The 17,014-nt window shown below is 42.9% G+C and carries 18 protein-coding genes; 13 read left to right on the top strand and 5 right to left on the bottom strand.

What is annotated here, in order from left to right; translation table 11 throughout:
* Positions 1–100: 100 nt before the first annotated feature.
* Positions 101–793: an aspartate/glutamate racemase family protein gene (locus SLU01_RS14100; RefSeq protein ID WP_147059427.1), complete on the top strand. Its 693-nt coding sequence runs from the start codon at positions 101–103 to the stop codon at positions 791–793.
* Between the two features lie 234 nt (positions 794–1,027).
* Here SLU01_RS14100 and gltS read toward each other — a convergent pair whose 3' ends face one another.
* Complete coding sequence (gltS, locus tag SLU01_RS14105) at positions 1,028–2,218, bottom strand: sodium/glutamate symporter (RefSeq protein ID WP_147059429.1); 1,191 nt, start codon at positions 2,216–2,218, stop codon at positions 1,028–1,030.
* 462 nt (positions 2,219–2,680) lie between these two features.
* On the opposite strand from gltS, the gene SLU01_RS14110 reads away from it, so the two are divergent.
* Positions 2,681–2,944 (top strand): hypothetical protein, encoded by a 264-nt coding sequence (locus SLU01_RS14110; RefSeq protein ID WP_147059431.1) that lies wholly within the window; start codon positions 2,681–2,683, stop codon positions 2,942–2,944.
* 101 nt (positions 2,945–3,045) lie between these two features.
* Here SLU01_RS14110 and SLU01_RS14115 read toward each other — a convergent pair whose 3' ends face one another.
* Positions 3,046–3,795, bottom strand: coding sequence for a class I SAM-dependent methyltransferase (locus SLU01_RS14115; RefSeq protein ID WP_147059433.1), 750 nt, complete (start codon positions 3,793–3,795; stop codon positions 3,046–3,048).
* Positions 3,796–3,987: 192 nt separating this feature from the next.
* Here SLU01_RS14115 and SLU01_RS14120 point away from each other — a divergent pair, with 192 nt between their 5' ends.
* From SLU01_RS14120 to SLU01_RS14155, 8 genes are all read left to right on the top strand, one after another.
* The gene (locus SLU01_RS14120) at positions 3,988–4,692 is read left to right on the top strand and encodes a CBS domain-containing protein (RefSeq protein ID WP_147059435.1); all 705 of its coding nucleotides are present in this window, start codon (positions 3,988–3,990) and stop codon (positions 4,690–4,692) included.
* 197 nt (positions 4,693–4,889) lie between these two features.
* Positions 4,890–5,090 carry a cold-shock protein gene (locus tag SLU01_RS14125; RefSeq protein WP_147058293.1) on the top strand — a complete coding sequence of 67 codons (201 nt, stop codon included), beginning with the start codon at positions 4,890–4,892 and terminating at the stop codon, positions 5,088–5,090.
* 357 nt (positions 5,091–5,447) lie between these two features.
* Complete coding sequence (locus tag SLU01_RS14130) at positions 5,448–6,107, top strand: GntR family transcriptional regulator (protein WP_147059437.1); 660 nt, start codon at positions 5,448–5,450, stop codon at positions 6,105–6,107.
* A 17-nt stretch (positions 6,108–6,124) separates the two neighbouring features.
* Positions 6,125–7,327, top strand: coding sequence for a CaiB/BaiF CoA transferase family protein (locus tag SLU01_RS14135; protein WP_147059466.1), 1,203 nt, complete (start codon positions 6,125–6,127; stop codon positions 7,325–7,327).
* On the top strand, positions 7,328–8,233 hold the full coding sequence (locus SLU01_RS14140; RefSeq protein ID WP_147059439.1) for a hydroxymethylglutaryl-CoA lyase: 906 nt from the start codon (positions 7,328–7,330) through the stop codon (positions 8,231–8,233).
* The gene (locus SLU01_RS14145; protein ID WP_147059441.1) at positions 8,233–9,258 is read left to right on the top strand and encodes a TRAP transporter substrate-binding protein; all 1,026 of its coding nucleotides are present in this window, start codon (positions 8,233–8,235) and stop codon (positions 9,256–9,258) included. The genes SLU01_RS14140 and SLU01_RS14145 overlap by 1 nt, the downstream gene beginning before the upstream one ends.
* A 26-nt stretch (positions 9,259–9,284) precedes the next feature.
* A complete protein-coding gene (locus SLU01_RS14150; RefSeq protein WP_147059443.1) occupies positions 9,285–9,782 on the top strand; it encodes a TRAP transporter small permease in 498 nt (165 codons plus the stop codon).
* The gene (locus SLU01_RS14155) at positions 9,779–11,056 is read left to right on the top strand and encodes a TRAP transporter large permease (protein ID WP_147059445.1); all 1,278 of its coding nucleotides are present in this window, start codon (positions 9,779–9,781) and stop codon (positions 11,054–11,056) included. Before SLU01_RS14150 ends, SLU01_RS14155 begins: the two co-directional genes overlap by 4 nt.
* 69 nt (positions 11,057–11,125) lie before the next feature.
* Here SLU01_RS14155 and SLU01_RS14160 read toward each other — a convergent pair whose 3' ends face one another.
* Positions 11,126–12,592 (bottom strand): hypothetical protein, encoded by a 1,467-nt coding sequence (locus SLU01_RS14160; RefSeq protein ID WP_147059447.1) that lies wholly within the window; start codon positions 12,590–12,592, stop codon positions 11,126–11,128.
* Positions 12,585–13,094 (bottom strand): sigma-70 family RNA polymerase sigma factor, encoded by a 510-nt coding sequence (locus tag SLU01_RS14165; protein WP_147059448.1) that lies wholly within the window; start codon positions 13,092–13,094, stop codon positions 12,585–12,587. Before SLU01_RS14165 ends, SLU01_RS14160 begins: the two co-directional genes overlap by 8 nt.
* Before the next feature lie 162 nt (positions 13,095–13,256).
* Between SLU01_RS14165 and SLU01_RS14170 the strand changes: the two genes are divergently transcribed.
* The 3 genes from SLU01_RS14170 (at position 13,257) to SLU01_RS14180 (ending at position 15,737) form a co-directional block, all read left to right on the top strand.
* Complete coding sequence (locus tag SLU01_RS14170; protein ID WP_170232722.1) at positions 13,257–13,445, top strand: hypothetical protein; 189 nt, start codon at positions 13,257–13,259, stop codon at positions 13,443–13,445.
* A gap of 24 nt (positions 13,446–13,469) precedes the next feature.
* Positions 13,470–14,846 (top strand): S-layer homology domain-containing protein, encoded by a 1,377-nt coding sequence (locus SLU01_RS14175; protein WP_170232723.1) that lies wholly within the window; start codon positions 13,470–13,472, stop codon positions 14,844–14,846.
* A 315-nt stretch (positions 14,847–15,161) separates the two neighbouring features.
* A complete protein-coding gene (locus SLU01_RS14180) occupies positions 15,162–15,737 on the top strand; it encodes a hypothetical protein (RefSeq protein ID WP_147059454.1) in 576 nt (191 codons plus the stop codon).
* A 183-nt stretch (positions 15,738–15,920) separates the two neighbouring features.
* On the opposite strand, the gene SLU01_RS14185 is transcribed toward SLU01_RS14180, so the two are convergent.
* A complete protein-coding gene (locus SLU01_RS14185; RefSeq protein ID WP_147059456.1) occupies positions 15,921–16,862 on the bottom strand; it encodes a DUF3592 domain-containing protein in 942 nt (313 codons plus the stop codon).
* Between the last annotated feature and the right edge of the window lie 152 nt (positions 16,863–17,014).

Here is a 17,014-nt window from a genome sequence, read left to right on the forward strand (position 1 = left end):
TACGGCAATAGGATCATTATGCTGAATCAAAGAGAAATATTTAAGAGGGAAATCGAAGTTATAGAAGAAATAACAAATACTAATGGTAGGGGGATTAAACATGAAGGTTATTGGTCTTATTGGTGGGATGAGCTGGGAATCCTCTGTTGAATATTATCGAATTATTAACGAAGAGGTGAAAAGGGAATTAGGAGGTCTGCACTCGGCAAAATGTCTTTTATACAGCGTTGATTTTGAAGAAATTGAACGTTACCAATCAAAAGGTGACTGGAAAAAAGCCGGTGAGGTTTTGAGCGAGATTGCCCTTTCATTGGAAAAAGGGGGAGCAGACTTCATTGTCATTTGTACCAATACGATGCACAAGGTTATAGATGACATACAATTAAAAATCAATATTCCACTTTTGCATATAGCTGATGCAACAGCAGCCAAAATTAAAGAACGGGGAATTAGTTCTGTAGGGTTACTTGGCACGAAATACACGATGGAACAAGACTTTTACAAATCACGCCTAGAATCCAACGGTATAAACGTGATTGTGCCAAATGACAATGAGAGAGAAATTATAAACAAAGTTATTTATGATGAGTTGTGTTTAGGATTGATTCATCAGACATCAAGGGATTATTATAAAAAGGTTATCCAAGGTTTAATCGAATCTGGAGCAGAAGGAATTATATTAGGATGTACAGAAATTGGGCTATTGATCAAACCGGAGGATTCTGATATTCCTTTATTTAACACAGCTTATATACATGCACATGAAGCAGTTAATATGTCATTGAAAAAATAACGGGATTTTAAGTTTCAGCACATCCTTGATTTACTGCAATCGGGCGCGATCGTAGAACAAGTAATACGGAACTTATATATAGGAATTGGGCAAGGAAAAGCACACAGACATAATAATCTGTGCGCCTCTTCTTGCTTTTTTCTATTGTTATTCCAAGTCGAAAACATATGCTGAATTGTTTGTTATGTGACTTTATATTTTAGTGAGCAGTTCCTTACACAGGCACCGTCAAAGTTATTTAGGCGCTAACAAGTTAATTGTCGTAATAATTATCGGTGCGCTGAAAATGACGTCCATCAGAAACGCGCCGACGATCGGGACGACTAAGAACGCGGTGCGTGAAGGACCAAACTTATTCACAGTGGCGCCCATATTGGCCATCGCGTTTGGTGTTGCACCGAGGCCGTGGCCAAGGAAACCGGAAATCATGACTGCTGCATCGTAATCTTTACCGAGTGCGCGGAACATGATGAACACAGAGAATCCGATAATAAAGACTGTCTGAATGAAGATAATGCCGACGAGCGGAAGTGCCAGATCCGCGAGTTCCCATAGCTTAATGCTCATGAGCGCCATGGACAGGAAGATGGCGAGCGACACGTCCCCGATTAGATTGATTTCCTTCATATTGACGGTTCCCGGCAGGAATCGGTCAACGATGTTACGAATAAGCACCGCGACAAACATCGCACCTATGTATGCGGGTAAAACGAATCCAGTTGCTCCTGTGAACAGGTCGCCGAGTAATGTCCCGCCTGCCATTGATAAAGTGATCATCGTCACCTGAACCATGAAAGAATGCTGGCCGATCGGCTTTTCATCTTTTTCTACATACTCTTCCACTGTGCCTGCCTTCGGCTTCAGATTATGCTTGCCGATCAAATGCCGGGCAATCGGACCGCCTGACAAGCTGCCGCAGATCAGACCAAGTGTCGCGGCGGCCATGCCGATCGTCACGGCAGATGTGATGCCGAGATCCTCGATCGTTTGACCATATGCAGCCGCTCCTCCGTGCCCGCCACTCATTGACACGGCGCCGCTCATAACGCCAAGCAATGGTTCAATATTGAACACTTTCGCAAGGGAAACGCCAATGACATTTTGCATGAAAACGGTTACGCCGCACAGCAGCAAATAGATGATCAAGAGCTTACCGCCCAGCTTGATCAGCTTAAAACTTGCACCGAGGCCCACTGTCGTGAAAAAGGCGATCATGAACAAGGATTGCAATGAAGTATCCAATGAAATTTCCACAATGCCGGATGATTTCAGGATAAGCGCTCCAATCGCAAACAGCAGACCGCCAACGACCGGTGCCGGAATAAGGAACCGGTCAAGGATGCCGATCCGATTCACAAGCGCCATGCCAAGTAGGTACAATGCTGCCGCTAGAAATAATGTGGTTATCTGGTTGAGTTCAATCATTCAATTTCACCTTTCCTTTACGTTGAGAGGACGATTGGGTGCTACTATTACCTCTCCCCTTAAATAGGTCATTGTATCCCCTGTTTTGGACTAGCATAATGGGCTATATTTGTGTACGATACCCGTTTCGAGATGAAACACGCATGGCCCATTATAAAAATGTAACAAATCCATTGGCAACTTGGAACCTTATCGTAATATAAAATTGTCTTGGCAATTGTCTTGAAATATAAAAGAATCAAGAAATACTACGGTGGCCGTGTGTTTGCACACTTATAATCAGTCTCTGTGAGAAAAGCTATTCTGCAAATCCGCAGCAATTATTAAATACCGAAAAGGAAATTTATTATTTCTGCTTTGATTTCATCGCAAAATAGATATAAAATATACTACGGAACTTCAATGAGTTACAGAAGAAGTATAAACTGATACAAAGAATATTTGTTTTAGTGGAGGCTAATTATGAATTATAGAATCAGTAACAAGCAAGTATTTGAACAAGCACAGCTGCGTTCGGTTTCAGATGTACCGTTTACGGAGGAAGAACTTCAAAACGGCATGCAACTAGCGATATCCAAGGAGGATAACACCCTGGCGTTGTATTTGGTGGAGGTAGAAGGTCATAAGAAATTCGAAGTTCGTTGGGATGATTCGCACGAGCTTTTCACCGGCTGGTATTCCGCTTGGGAAAACTTCACTTGGTGCCTAAATATTGCAGGCAACTGATTTTTAGGCCGGGCTGAAATGGTTCTTGTTTGCTTAGATACAATGAAAAAATAAAAAACACCTTTCCGTATTGTACTTAAATACGGAAAGGTGTTTTTTCATTAAATGGTCTTTCTCAATTTGATTCGATAGGAGAGGCAACTGGATAACGGGGCCGTCTCGGTGTATGCCCATTTGTCGAAATCCATTGCTCCACCAGGAAAAATCCCGGTGATTGTCAATCCGGCTTTTTCACACATCGCACTTATTTCGTCAACTGCATAACAGCACAGCGATTGTGTAACGACATCATCCGGATTCTTGTTATGCCACCAGCTATCGATCATTCGACAGTTTTCTTCGTCAAATGAATAGATCCGCTCTGCATCGTCAATTTTCATCTTATGCCCTGCTGCAATGGTACGCCAGTAGTTCGGGTTATAGATATCAATGAGTGCAAAGCCGTCATCTTTCATCCAGCTTCTCATCCGTTTTAGAAGTGCAAGCTGATCGTTGTCCGAACCGATGCCGAAACCGTCGAAATAGCTGACGACGTCGAATTGTGTGGAAAAGGTATATGTGTAGAAATCCCCCATATGAATGTCAATCGTTTCCGGTGAACGTAGTCTTGAAGCTTCGACTAAATCAGGAACTAGTTCCAACGTAGTCATCGAGATGCCACGGATGTCTAAAGCCCGGGCGATACTGCCAATCCCAGCTCCAATATCAAGCATTGTTTTGAACTTAATGCCAATCTGCTCCTCGATTTTCTCAGCGTCCTTCTGCAAATAACTAGTCATATCTGATTCTATGTCGCGTAACCATTCAAATTGTTTTCGATAAAAGGGAATGACCCATTCGTTTGTTGTCATGTTTATTCCTCCTGTAATTTTATTCTCATTACAGGTGCTGTTTCAAATTCCGAATACCCATATAAGATCGCTCCTCCCGTTTTCATTGTATAAAGAGGAGAGATTAATTGCAATTCTATTCGAAAAATTTTCGAGCGTTTATCTTAGTTATCGATAATGGGTATACTTTGTTAAAAGGAGTTGCATTGGCACATGACTGTGAAAAATTCGGACCGTTTCATCGTAGCGTATAATCGGATTGAGAAATTATTAGCTGAAAAAGTGGGCGAGAGTAGTTATTCCCCATTTTATCGCCTTATTGACAAAGTGAAGATTACAAACTCCGTTGTTCGTAAATACGAAGATGATTTGCGGGAGTTCGGGGATTTGCGTAATGCGATTGTCCATCATCGAACTGACATCGACTATGTCATCGCTGAACCCCATGATGAAATTGTGGACCGTATCGAGCAGATCGAGCGGAAATTAAGCAATCCGCTCAATGTGGGGGCGCTGTTCGGCTGTAAAGTACATACACTGCAATCTACAGATTCTCTAATTGCTGCCTTGAAGTTGATGTATGAGAATAAATTCAGTCAAGTACCTATCTATCAGAACGGGAAATTTCAAGGACTGATTACGGCTGCCGGCATTACATATTGGTTGGCCGGTCAATCGACAGAAGATTCCATTCCCCGGGAAATACCGACACTTTCTGCTGTTTACGATTATGAAAAACGCAAAGAGTCGTTTGAATTTGTCGAAAAAGACCTTTCTGTGTATGAAGCTGAAGATTACTTTAAACGAGCGATTACAAGAGGTACACGTTTGGAAGCATTGCTTATTACAGAAAACGCTAATGACGATGAACAATTGATAGGGATCATTACACCTTTCGATTTGCTGAAAATAAAATAAGCTTGCTCATTAATAAATTCAAGCACCAAACAATACTATTTGCTTTTTCATCAGATACCTGTTATTCTTAAGAAGAATTATTTTTGTTCTGTTTAGATTGAGAATATACTTTACAGAATGTATTTTGCTTTTCGTCTAAGGATTTGAGCAAGGATAGTATCATATTGTGTGGATATCCGCACCAGGAGGCAACAATTATGGAACAAGGTACAGTTAAGTGGTTTAATGCAGAAAAAGGTTTTGGCTTCATCGAGCGTGAAGGTGGAGAAGACGTATTCGTACATTTCTCAGCAATCCAAAGCGATGGTTTCAAATCTTTAGACGAAGGTCAAAGTGTAACATTTGAAATCGAACAAGGACAACGTGGCCTACAAGCTACAAACGTTCAAAAAGCTTAATAACAGCTGGAAAAAGACCCTACATTGTAGGGTCTTTTTGTACTTCAAGAGATGTTTGATCAAATGCGCTACAAAGCTAAGTTTGATTATATTAACTAAGACAAGTAATTTACAAATGGAAGTAAAGACTTGAAAAAATTAGGATAAAGATCTCATTATTTTAATACTAAGTAGAACCAATTCAATAAAACCCGCCCCTTTCAATCTAGCTGGACTTGGAAGGGGCGGGTTTTATTGTGATGAATTTAAGATAGACTGATGATTTACTATATTGAAATATAATTGACAAATTAAAACCATTAGTTTATTCTGACTCTAGTATACCGTATACCGTCGACGGGAAATGAGGTGGTAATAATGTCGCAGTTCATAGTTAAAAAAACGACTTTGAAGGAACAAGTCTATGAGTATTTGAAAAACAGGATCATTATGGGTCAAATCGCTCCGGGTGAGCGGCTGATTGAAGAGAAAATCTCTGAGACTTTGAAAGTGAGCCGTAGTCCGATTCGTGAAGCTGTCAGGATGCTAGAGAAGGATGGCTTGTTAGATGTACATGCAACTGGTGGGGTGACTGTTGCCAATCCATCGACAGAAGATTACCGGAACCTTTACGAAATAAGAGTGGAGATGGAATCACTTGCAGCTTATTATGCTGCGCAACGCAGAAATGAGGAAGAGGTTGCAACTATGGCATCCTTTATACATGACATGAAAAGGAAAATTAAGGACAATAATTTGAAAGAGTTACTAGAAGTGAACTTCAAATTTCACGAATCGATTGTTTGTGCAAGTCGAAATCCATTTCTAGAAACAATGACATTGCAATTACGTGGTGTTAATAGCTTTTACAGAAAGGCGATTTTGGAAAAGAATCCGGGCTATGCACAGGAAGCAATCGAAGATCATAAAGAAATCTTTCAGGCGATTGTTGATCAAAACGGGAATAATGCTCGGGAACTAATGAGGCAGCATATTGAACATGATTATCAACTATTCATGAAATTGGCTGCCAAGTAGGGGGAATAACAACCATGTTGAGTAAAAGAAAACCTCTTGAAGGCGTAAAGATATTGGAATTGGGGAATTTGGTCGCGGCACCTTATGCCGGAAAGCTTTTTGCTGAATTCGGGGCAGAAGTGATTAAAGTGGAAGAACCTAAAAATGGTGATCCGCTACGCAATTGGCGTGTAATGCATGAGGATACTTCCGTCTGGTGGTACGTCCAAAGCAGAAATAAGAAATCGGTTACAATCAATCTTCGTGAAGCTGAAGGACAGGAAATCGTAAGGAAATTGATTGGCAAGGTGGATGTTGTTCTTGAAAATTTCAAGCCAGGGACATTGGAAAGGTGGGAGCTTGGCTATGAGGAACTAAAGAAAGTAAATCCATCTATTATTCTTACCCGGATTTCCGGTTATGGACAAACAGGTCCTTATAAGGAAAAGCCTGGCTTCGGGAGCGTTGCTGAAGCGATTGGCGGTCTGCGCTATTTGACAGGATATCCAGATCGTCCACCAGTTCGGGCGGGTATTGCGATCGGTGACATGATTGCGGGTCTGTACGCGGTAATCGGAACATTGATGGCACTCCGTGCGAGAGATGAAGATCCGGAGAAGAAAGGGCAGGTCGTTGATGTGGCGCTCTACGAAGCGGTATTCAGCCTGCTAGAGGGTATTCTTCCAGAATACGATTTGACGGGACTTGTAAGAGAGAGGACGGGAAGCACTTTGCCAGGCATCGCCCCCTCAAACACTTACAAATGTGCTGACGGAAAGCACATTGTCATCGGCGGGAATGGAGATCGTATTTTCCAACGTCTCATGACAGCAATCGGAAGAAATGATTTGGCGAATGACCCGCTTTATGCATCTAACCAAGGACGCGCGGATCATGTAGAACTTATAGATGGTGCGATTGAAGAATGGACGAAGAAACACTCGATGGATGAAGTTCGACGAATTCTGGATGAAGCTTCGGTACCAGTAGGACCAATTTATGGAATCAATGACATCGTGAATGATGAACATTACCAAGCACGCGATATGTTGAAGGAGATCGTATTGGAGGACGGAGTGAAAATGACCGTTCCAGGGATTGTGCCGAAGCTATCGGAAACGCCGGGGGATATCGAGTGGAATGGCCCGTTGCTTGGCGCTCACAACGAAGAAGTCTATACGGATTTCATTGGTTTATCGGAAGAAGAATTCAAACGTCTGAGAGAGAAAGGGGTCATTTAAATGGACGGCGTTACAATCATTGACGTCAGCCCCCGCGACGGCTTGCAAAACGAACCAAAACCGGTAACAGTCGAACAAAAATTGCAGCTTGTCAACAAACTGACCGATGCGGGGATCCGCAAAGTTGAAGTGACTTCTTTCGTCCACCCGTTAAAAGTGCCGCAAATGGCGGATGCAAACGAGTTGCTTAAAGCGCTTTCTGATAAGGAAGGTCTCGAGGCAATTGCATTGATACCCAATCTAAAAGGGTTTGAACGGGCAAAGGAGCATCGATTATCGGAAGTGAACTGGGTCAGTGCTGCTACGGAAACGTTCAATGAGAAGAATATCGGAATGACAATCGAGGAAAATATGTCACAGTTTCTTACAGTTTTGGAGGAAGCGAAAAAAGAAGGCGTCAAAACATGCTTCTCGGTTGCTGTCAGTTTCGGTTGTCCGTATGAAGGAGATGTCGATGAAGAGAATGTACTGCAAATCGTCCGACGTATAAAAGAGGCTGGAGTCGATAGAATTGGGATTGCGGACACTATCGGAATTGCAACTCCAGATCATGTCGAAAGACTAATGAAGGAAGTACTTGCAATTGCAGGTGACACGCCTGTTGCTATCCATTTGCATGATACTCGTGGGCTCGGATTGGCGAATGCATATTCAGCTTATAAGGCGGGTGTGCGTATTTTCGAAACGTCTGCAAGCGGCATCGGCGGCTGTCCATTTGCACCAGGCGCAGCAGGAAACTTGGCTACAGAGGATCTAGTTTATATGTTTGAGAGAATGAATATTTCAACAGGGGTCGATTTTCGAAATCTGTTGAGTGCTGCTGATTATGCCGCAAGTTTATCAACAAAAAAACCACTGGGAAGAATCCGCCATGTGGAAAAACAAAAGGAAAAGGGGAATGAATGATGAAAAAATGGCTGTTAGGTTTGTTCATATCAGTAATCGGGATGGTTTTACTGTCTGCATGCAACAGCGAAAAATCGGATGATAAAGCAGCTGCAGATAGCGGGGGCGGATACGAAGAAACGACGATCCGCTTAGCTTACAACTTGCCCCAAGATCATCATGTCTCAGTCGGTATCGAAGACTTTGCAAAAAAAGTGACCGAGAAATCCGATGGAAAAGTGAAAGTGCAAGTATATCCTGCAGGGCAATTACTCAGCGATAAGGACATGAATCAGTCAATTCTTTCTGGTGGCGTTGAAATGGGTGTGAACTCATCCACTCTATGGGCGTCCACGGTACCAGCAATGGGAATTTTCGATGTTCCTTATGTATTCAATGACTACTCCGCTGTAGGTGAAGCGGTGAACGGTGAATTTGGTGATAAGCTTCGAGGTGCAATGGAAGAAAAAGGTGCGAAAGTTCTTATGTTCGCTGATTATGGCTATGTCCAATTTGCCAATAACAAGCGTCCTTTAACATCTCCTGAAGACTTTAAAGGTTTGAAGATTAGAAGTATCGGGGATTTGCCTTCTGAATTGATACAAGCATACGGTGCTTCACCGGTGTTCATGGGTGGAGGGGAAGTATATATGGCTCTTCAACGTGACACGGTAGATGGAGCAACTTCAGGTACGACAGCGATGCTTCAACGAAAATATGATGAAGTAACGAAATACTTGACGATCAATAACTATGCATATCTTGAATTCTTATTGGCTGTCAATAAAGACTACTGGGATGGGCTTCCAAAGAAGACACAAGATCTTCTGACAGAAGTGGCGGCTGAAACGGAAACTTGGATCCGGGAGCAAGCGGAAAAAGAGGATACTACATCCGCAAAAGCACTTGAAGAAAATGGAATGGAAGTCTATGTCGTACCACAAGATGAGCTGGATGTATGGAAAGACGCGGCTGCACCTGTTCGTGATGTATTCGTGAAAAACGCTGGAGACTTAGGGAAAGAACTTTTGGACTTGGTCGACTGAAATAATTAGATTTAGGGGGGACCGCTTTGAAAAAGGTCTATAATGTTTTAGATCTGCTCATAAGATGGGGCGCATACATTGCGGGTGTGCTTATATTATTGACAACCGTCATGACGTTCTATGAAGTTGTTTCAAGATCCTTTTTGCATAAGCCGACTTCATGGGCGACTGAGCTATCCATCTATGCAATCATTGGCAGCTGTTTCTTAGGTAGTGCCTACGCGGTTCGGACCTATTCGCATATTACTGTTGATTTATTGATCAATAATGTTAATGATCGAATGAAAACGTTGCTGGCTTACCTGACGAATTCACTTGGTTTGGTGTTCAGCATCATCTTTACACTGTATAGCTACTTGCATGTCATCAAGACCTTCAACTTGGGAGTTACATCCGCTTCACTGTTGAGGATTCCAATGTATATTCCGGAATCCCTCCTCGTGATCGGGGGAGTTCTTCTCTGCATCGCCTTTATACTGCAGATAATCGATGGCGGGATACATAAAGGAGGAGAGCACCTATGAATATATTTTTTACTGGTGGATTAGGGCTTCTTCTTCTCATTGGACTGCCTGTCGCCTTTTCGCTTAGTTTGCTTGCGGTTGCAGGGATGTATTTCTTCAACGGCGGTACATTCGCCTTCATGCAGATTCCGATTATATCGTACAAGTCATTAGATGATTTTACACTCACGGCCTTGCCGATGTATGTATTAATGAGCCAAGTGCTTGTCGTCAGCGGGGTTGGACGGGATTTGTATGAAATGGCGAGCAGATGGTTCAGGCATTTCCCTGGTGGTCTTGCCATTGCTACATTGTTCTGCTGTACCGTTTTCTCAGCGATATCAGGATCCAGTGTTGCGACGGCCGTTACTGTCGGTGCTGTGGCTCTACCTGAAATGGTAAGGAGAGGGTATAACAAACGTCATGTTCTTGGGCTTTTGGCTGCGGGTGGAACGCTAGGAATCCTGATTCCGCCAAGCATTCCGATGATCATCTACGGTTCTGTAACCGGGGAGTCTGTCGGGAAGCTTTTCATCGCCGGGATCATCCCAGGCGCAATTCTGACAGTTACATTCATGATTTTCTCTGCTTACCAAACTCGCCATATTAAGGATAAGCCGGCGACTTGGGGCGAAAGGATGGAAGCTTCAAGAAAAGCTATTTGGGGATTATTGCTGCCCATCATCATTATCGGAGGAATCTATTCCGGTAAATTTACTCCGACTGAAGCAGCTGCTGTTGGAGTCGTGCTAAGTTTCGTGATTGCGATTTTCGTTTATAAAAATATCAATTTGACAACTATGAAGGAAATCCTTATTTCAACAGTGAAAACAAACGCAATGATTTTGTTCATTATCATTGGCGCAATGCTTTTGGGTTATATTTTGACAATTCTTCAGATTCCACAAGGTATTGTCAACTTTGCTACCTCTCAAGACATTTCACCATGGATCATTTTCATTTTGATCAATATTGTATTGCTGATTCTCGGTATGTTCCTTGAGACCGTTTCGATTCTTGTCATCACGTTGCCAATCCTTTACCCGATCATCATGGCACTTGGTTTCGATCCAATATGGTTCGCAATCATCATGGTCATCAATATGGAATTGGCTCTTATCTCACCACCAGTCGGTCTGAACCTGTTCGTATTGAAAGGGTTGAACAAAGAAAACACCATTAGTGAAATTGTGAAAGGTGTCATTCCGTATGCTGTCATCATGGTCGTATTCATGGTTATCCTTTCGATTTTCCCTGAAATTGCAACGGTTTTGATCCATAAAGATATTAAATGAAAAATAGCCCACGAGGAAGACTTCCTTCGTGGGCTGTTTCTATAGACAATATGCCAGGGTAGACCCGAATTAATCTGTCATACCATCAAATCTCTTCACCCATTCCTTACCACTCCAAATATCCGGATCATCAATCGTTTCATTCTCACCGCGAACCATGAAATCATAACTATCTTTTGCTCCGGTATACCAATCGACGATGACTAATTTGCCGTTTACATTACGCACAAGAAATTCGGTCGCTTCACTATAACCACCTTGGTGCTTTTTAATTTCCGCAGGTAATTCTAAATAGAGAAACCCTCCATTCACATCATCCGTATACGTAGCTTCCCAAGCCCCAATCTCAACATTTTTCACCGGACTATTAAGCCCGCCATACAGATCATGTTGGGATTGAATCTTTTTTTCGGTATACTGTTTAAGGTTTTCGTTTTCGATAAACATATCTAAATCGATACCCGAACCGTTCCAGACCGCATGATAATAACCCGTCAGTGCACTCACACACATTTCAAAAGCAGTTTCAATATCGGCATCAGACAGTTGCTCTTCATTTTTAGCTAGATATTCGATTTCAGTGCCAGACCCTATCTTTTCCCACTCCGTCACGTTCTGATAAACAACGGGATTTCCTTGCGTTGCAACTGGGTAGGCGAGTGCGTCGTAAACCACTCTGATTTCCATACCAAGTGCAATCTCTTCCGCAGCGTCATCGATGATAAATCGGGAAGCGGCTCCATTTAAGATCAACTCTTCCTTTTTCGACGGAGCGTCCTCTACAAATTCATGCGTGATAAGGACTCGTTCCCCCTCAATAGAGGCGACTGTCCCTTCAAGCTCCTCTGACTTCACGGACAAATCGAAAGGTGGAATTGACTTTTGTTCCATGAAAGCGGTGATGGCACGCTCGTATTTATTCTGGAACAAACTAAGCGCTTCACCTCTAGTTATAGATTCCTCCTGTGAGTGACGATCAAGCCAGTTGGAGGCCGCCTCAGCCCGGGCTGTCCACTTCAGCAGGACATCGAAATACTCATCATACGTTATACCAAAAGCATCTGTCTGCGCTTGGAGGATGCTATTCTTCTTTTCTTCTCCTTCTTTGTCCAAATCCGCATAGAAAGTAACCCGCTGTTCCGCTACGGTTTCGTTGATTGCTTCCATGTCTTCCGAGTAGCCCCTCGTTTTGGCATAGTCAATTAAAGCGTCAATTTGCAGCATACTCCGCAAAACTTCCTGCCTTATCTCGTCAGTAGCCGCTACTGCATTGCCGTCCGATTCAGTCCGCAACATGAAATCATAGATTAGTTCATTGACCTCATACTCTTCTTCATCTGCAGTGTAAAGGCCGTCCATCAGCACATTGAAAGCAAAAAACAGTACAGCCGCAGTCACAAGTACAGTCACTGCCGCGGGGAACGGATTTCTTTTTTTCTGCTTGCGTTTACCAAGAAGGACCCTTTGTTTCACATCTTCCATGTCACTGGGCGTAATTCCGGACACGGCATCCAATCCTTTCTTTACTTCATTCACTAGATAGCACCTCCCAATCCTCCGATTTCAGTTTTTCCTTCAATAACTTACGTGCCTTCACCATTCGTGCTTTCACGGTGTTTTCAGAGAGCCCCAAAAATGCGGCGATTTCCCTGATCTTATACTCTTCATAGTAATAAAATATGATGATTTCCCGATACTTCATCGGCAGCTTTAATATAGTAATGGCGAGCTCCATCCGCTCTTCATTCAAAATAAGCGAATCCTGCTGCGTATGTATCGTTTCCACCCAGTCATGCGTGAACAGCAAATTCCGAAATGGCCAGCTACGCAAGTAGTCTTTGCAGCGGTTGACGGTTAGCTTTGTCAAATACGCACGTAATGTACCTCGTTCTTCATAATTCGATGAAGTATAAAAGGAAATGAAAACATCTTGCACAATATCTTTTGCCATTTCGCGATCACGCAAATAAAAGAAAGCCATTCTCAATAGATGTTCTCCATGCGCATCTATGATTTTCTCCAATTCTACCTGCTCCATTGTCTCCACCGCCCTCTTCATAATAGTAACGGAGCTCAACGGGGAAAGGTTGTCGTTTTTTAAGCAAAATAAGTACGTATTGAAATTTTTTTAAAAACCTTTGAAACTTTTTCTGAAAAACTCCGTCTGTACAGTGCTAGATTGACAACAATGGGGTACATGATGAAGGAGATCGAAAATACTGCCGTTATTTGGGAACAGCAAATGCTGGGACGGCACCCCGAGTTCAAAAAGGCGGAAATGAAACACGCAGTACTACGGAAACTAGGTCGGCATTGTCTAGAAGAGGCCGTCAATCAACCGCTTGAAATAGAGGGCGTGTCGACTGGGTTTTATTTGCTTGAGAAGTAGTTTTATAATTGGAGGACAATGGTGATGAAAAGTAAATTGACTGCCATCGTGGCGGTGCTGCTCTTTTTGGCGGCCCTTCCACTTCAGGCAAACGCAGCAACGAATTTCTCTGATGTGAAATCACATTGGGCGAAGAATGAGATTATGTACTTATCGGAACGCAATATTATAGGCGGCTACCCGGATGGCACATTCCGTCCGAATGAGCCGATCACACGTGCACAAGCTTCTGCCATGCTAATCAAGGCATTGAATATTCCGTTGACAGAAAGTGCGTCTGTGGAGTTCAAGGACGTTTCGAAAAAGTCGCCTTATTATCAGATTCTAGCGACGGTAAACGAAAAAGGGATTCTACGAGGCGACGCCGGTTTCATGCGCCCAGGTGAAAAGACGTCACGTGCACAAATGGCTGCAATTTTGCGCCGGGCATTCGACATGCCGCTAGACAAGCAGGCGACATTTATTGACGTGACACCAGCTCACTGGGCCTATCAGGACATTAACGGAATTGCGAAGCAGCGTGTTGCAGGTGGATCGGAAGGTAAATTCATGCCGAGCAATGCTGTTACCCGCGCTCAGTTTTCTGCATTTTTAGTGCGCGCGATGGATGATAAGATGAAGCTTAGCAACTATCATACATACGTGAGTGTGAAAGGGAAGACTGTTGACCAGGATGGGTTTTCGTATTTCACTGAGCGGGATTCAGACGGATATTACCAAGTTATCAAAGAAAATAAGGAAACCGGCAAACGGGAAGTATTATTGAAAGACAAGGAGATTCAGGAAAGTAAGTGGGACTTTGACTCGGTCATTTACTTGCATGATAATACCCGTATCATTCTTTATAATGAAGAGCTTTACATCCCTTACTGGAGAGGCGGTTTTGCGGAAGCGGATGAAGTGCCATATGCTTTCGCTGTCATGAAGATGAAAACGGATGGACAAGGATTTGAAATTATGAGAGAGCCATCAGGTGAGTCATTCCGTAATTTATTCATATGGAATGGCCGCATGTATTTTACGAATGCGGATTCCTACACGCCGCGTGCTACAGGCCCGGATATTTTTGAGGATGCGAAGCTTGTACTATACTCGACCGCTCTTGACGGCGTGAGCGAAAAGAAAAAGGAACTCACCTTCGATGCGCGTGTGACGTTTGACTATTACGAGGAGTCTCACAACCAACCTTACCTAAATCGCGAGGCTGGTGGAGAAAACTTGTCCGTGCTGTACGACCATTCGACGATGTATTATTTTAATGAAAAAGGCGTCTACAAGTACAGCCTGCTAGATAAGAAAACGACCAAGCTTTCGACAATTCTAGGGAAACGGATGGAGGTTACGGATAAGAAGCTGATCGTGACAGATACGGTAGGGAAGAAGCATGAGTTAAATAAATGATAATAAGACTTGCTTAGCAGGCAATCGTGAAAATTAGCTTAACCCAAAATAACCTATCCTAAAGTTCTCAATTAGGATGGGTTTTTTATTGTGAAATGTCTCCAAGTAATTATATGGTAAAATAGTTGCGATTGATTTAAAAAAGTGAGGGATTTGGGTGGAGCTACTCATAATCAGACATGGCCAATCAGAAGCGGACTTTCCGTTAACTGAATTAGGGGATGGGCAAGCAAGAAAAATGGCAGCAGCTGTTGCGATAGAATTTTCTAGAGAATTCAATAATGGAGTGTTACGAATCGTTAGGAGAAGAATAAGATGACTAATCGGGACATTTTAACGGGCATCTTATTCCTATTTCTCTGTTTCCGGTTCTTTCGGTTAGTCATTAAAATGAGACAGCCTACTGCTTTCCCTGTGACGGAGGAAGATTTGCAAGCAATCCGGGTACAGCCGAAAAAAACGATTGAGCGCCCTGTTATTTCTCAACAAAGGTCTGCTCTTAAATGGCTGGGTTTCAGTCTGTCGATCTTCCTAATCCTGGCTGTTTATAAATTACTAGACACAACTATCAATTTGCCTTACGCCACCGTATTAATCTGGGCTTTGATCTATTTTAATTATATATGGAATCTGTTTGCATTTGTGGAAGGCGGGGTGTTATGTGGAGGCAAGTTTGTTTCATGGAAAAATATTCAATCATATCATTTTGAGGCAATAGATAAGAACCATCGTTTTTACGGGGATTCCCCTGAAGTGAACAGCGGGCATGAATTGTGGATTATGACAAAGTACTCCGAAATCAGCTGTGTTGTAACGTCAGAAGTAGTGAAAGAGAAATTAGTCGGTATATTGGATGCACATTTGAAAGCCGATAAAAGGAATAAAGAATAAAAGGGTGCGTAGATAAATGGTATGGGGAACTATTATACTAATCAATAAGAAATACGGGGAAAAGTAGAAATTGTACCGGTGAGTGACGGGGAAATTGAGAAGGAATTGGAAGATGAATTTAAGGAATAGTGGAACCGCAGTATACCGAACGGTACGAACGGTGGGTGAGAGGTCGGGAGTTCATCACTCCCTCCTACTCGATTCTCTAATAAACGCCCATCCAGCAAACAAAGTGACTGCCATCATAACCAAACAGACAAATGATTCCCAAGTGAGAGCTGCTTCAAAGATGTCCAGAAAGGAATTGCCGCGTACAAATACATCGTAGGGATTGGCATTGCGGTAAGTAATCGGCAGCTTGTCACCAATGCCATATTGCTGGTAGGTATGCCCTGTTACGTCTTTGATAACCTGGAAGGTGTGTCCTGCCTGATCTTCGAAGGATACGGTTAATTCGTAGGACGAGTCTTCGTATTTGCGGTATGTAACATGGGAATCGCGGTCAAAGATTACAGCTTCGGTATCTGTCTTTCCAAATGGCAGTAATTTCCGAACCAAGTTCAATAGGAAGCGCCCTATGAAAAGTAAAAATACTAGAAGTACAACACCGACAATTCTCCAGCCTCTCCTTTCTTTTTTCTGTTTCTCTTTCTTCCGCCTTTTCCGTTTCGCCTGTCGTTTGTAAGAGATCTTGTTTTCCCACTTCTCCAATACAGGGATGGACAGCAACAGAGCAATCAGACAGCAGAACGCCAGAAACCCCATTACAAAAATCCCGAATAAGTATAATGCACTGTCATAGATGAAATCGTGGAGCGTCGAAAAGTTTGACGGGCGTATCGAGTACCCATCGATTGAATCTCCAACCTGAGTTTCCTTCTCCTGCTTTTTGGAAATCCGGTTGAGGTAAGGAGATTCCTCTCCATCCGGCAATTCGACCCGTACATAATAGGCAGGCGGCGCATATAAGCCTTTCGCTCCTACTTTATCGACAGTAGCAACGGACACCGGCTCAGCCGAAAATAAATTGTATTCTTCTATGTAGGATGCCGTCAGCACCCATGTGAATAGGCTGAATAATAACGTCATAACTGCCAACCCAGCGGTTTCTTTTATCCACTCCATCTTCTACACTCCCGTCCAATCATTGAACACATCTTATCGAAAAGCGTGCAGGATGAACAGATGCCAAATAGCCATTTTGCTATTCGCTTCAACATTCTGTGGTTTGTCCTATTAAGACGTGCTTTATAAAATGTTTATATTAATCTAACTGA

The sequence above is a fragment of the Sporosarcina luteola genome (assembly GCF_007991495.1).
Lineage (GTDB): Bacteria > Bacillota > Bacilli > Bacillales_A > Planococcaceae > Sporosarcina > Sporosarcina luteola.